This window comes from Mycobacterium sp. E3247, assembly GCF_001667785.1.
Taxonomy (GTDB): domain Bacteria; phylum Actinomycetota; class Actinomycetes; order Mycobacteriales; family Mycobacteriaceae; genus Mycobacterium.
In genome coordinates, this window is record NZ_LZJG01000004.1 from 1 (window position 1) to 2,110 (window position 2,110).

3 protein-coding genes are annotated in these 2,110 nt (G+C 65.5%); all 3 read right to left on the reverse strand.

Annotated features, from left to right (window positions below; translation table 11 throughout):
• A partial coding sequence (locus tag A9X04_RS00235) for a translation factor GTPase family protein (RefSeq protein WP_156764153.1) occupies positions 1–1,190 on the reverse strand: 1,190 nt, incomplete at its 3' end.
• 84 nt (positions 1,191–1,274) lie between these two features.
• Entirely contained in the window at positions 1,275–1,745 is a 471-nt protein-coding gene (gene rpsG, locus A9X04_RS00240; RefSeq protein WP_007167813.1) for a 30S ribosomal protein S7, read from the reverse strand.
• Positions 1,745–2,110: 30S ribosomal protein S12 (gene rpsL, locus A9X04_RS00245; RefSeq protein ID WP_231985624.1), on the reverse strand; the 366-nt coding region annotated here is incomplete at its 5' end. The genes rpsG and rpsL, both read right to left, overlap by 1 nt.

A 2,110-nucleotide genomic window follows, 5' to 3' on the forward strand; every position in this document is an offset into this window, starting at 1 on the left:
GGGTCGCTCAGGGTGTCGCCGGTGGTGGTGTCCTTCAGGCCGATCACCGCGTAGATGTGACCCGCCGACGCGGTCTCCACCGGGTTCTCCTTGTTGGAGTGCATCTGGAACAGCTTGCCCAGCCGCTCCTTCTTGCCCTTGGTGGAGTTGATGACCTGGCTGCCGGAGTCGACCTTGCCCGAGTACACCCGGACGTAGGTGAGCTTGCCGAAGAACGGGTGCGTGGCGACCTTGAACGCCAGCGCCGAGAACGGCTCGTCGGTGGACGGCTTGCGGATGACCTCGACGTCCTCCTTGCCGGGCGCGTGGCCGACGGCCGGCGGCACGTCCAGCGGCGAGGGCAGGTAGTCGATGACCGCATCCAGCATCGGCTGCACGCCCTTGTTCTTGAACGCGCTGCCGCACAGCACCGGGTAGGCCTCCGAGCTGATGGTCAGCTTGCGGAGTGCGCCCTTGATCTCCTCGACGGTGAGTTCCTCGCCGCCCAGGTATTTCTCCAGCAGCGACTCGTCGGTCTCGGCGACGGCCTCGAGCAGCTTGGTGCGGTACTCGTCGGCCTTCTCCCGCAGGTCGGCGGGGATGTCGACGACGTCGTACTTCTCACCGAGCTTGGCCTCCGCGCTCCACACCTTGGCCTTCATCTCGACCAGGTCGACGACGCCCTCGAAGTCGCCTTCGGAGCCGACCGGCAGCTGGATCGGGATGACGTTGGCGCCGAGGCGCTCTTCCATCGTGCGCACCGAGAAGTAGAAGTCGGCGCCGATCTTGTCCATCTTGTTGACGAAGCAGATCCGCGGGACGTCGTACTTGTCGGCCTGGCGCCACACCTGCTCGGACTGCGGCTCGACACCCTCCTTGCCGTCGAAGACGGCCACGGCACCGTCGAGCACGCGCAGGCTGCGCTCCACCTCGACGGTGAAGTCGACGTGCCCGGGGGTGTCGATGATGTTGATCTGGTTGTCGTTCCAGAAGCAGGTGGTGGCGGCGGAGGTGATGGTGATTCCGCGCTCCTGCTCCTGCTCCATCCAGTCCATCGTGGCGGCGCCATCGTGGACCTCACCGATCTTGTAGCTGATACCGGTGTAGTAGAGGATGCGCTCCGTCGTCGTCGTCTTGCCGGCGTCGATGTGCGCCATGATGCCGATGTTGCGGACCTTGGTCAGGTCGGTCAGCACGTCCTTCTGTGCCACAGAAGTCTTCCCACTCTTTCGATTGCTTGGTTGCTGTCTTGGTTGCGCCCGGCCACTCTGCCAGTTCGGCGCCGGACGCCGCCTTTACCAGCGATAGTGCGCGAAGGCGCGGTTGGCCTCGGCCATCTTGTGGGTGTCCTCACGCCGCTTGACGGAGGCTCCCAGGCCGTTGCTGGCGTCCAGGATCTCGTTCGCCAGCCGCTCGACCATCGTCTTCTCCCGGCGCTGCCGCGAGAAGCTGACAAGCCAGCGCAGCGCCAGCGTGGTGGACCGGTCCGGACGGACCTCGACCGGCACCTGGTAGGTCGCACCGCCGACGCGGCGGCTGCGCACCTCCAGCGCGGGCTTGACGTTGTCGAGGGCGCGCTTGAGCGTGATCACAGGATCGGTGCCCGTCTTGTCCCGGGCATTCTCGAGCGCTCCATAAACAATGCGCTCGGCCAGCGATTTCTTCCCCTGCAGGAGGACTTTGTTCACCAGCTGGGTGACCAGCTGCGACCCGTAGACCGGGTCGTTGACCAACGGACGCTTCGGCGCGGGCCCCTTGCGCGGCATCAGCTCTTCTCCTTCTTGGCGCCATAACGGCTGCGAGCCTGCTTACGGTTCTTGACCCCCTGGGTGTCGAGCGAACCGCGAATGATCTTGTACCGCACACCGGGCAGGTCCTTGACTCGGCCACCACGGACCAGCACCATCGAGTGCTCCTGCAGGTTGTGGCCCTCGCCCGGGATGTAGGCGGTGACCTCGACCTGGCTGGTCAGCTTGACGCGCGCGACCTTCCGAAGCGCCGAGTTCGGCTTCTTCGGAGTGGTGGTGTACACGCGAGTGCATACGCCACGGCGCTGCGGGCTGCCCTTCAGGGCCGCGGTCTTGACCTTGGCGATCTTGTCGCGGCGACCCTTGCGGACCAGCTGCTGAAT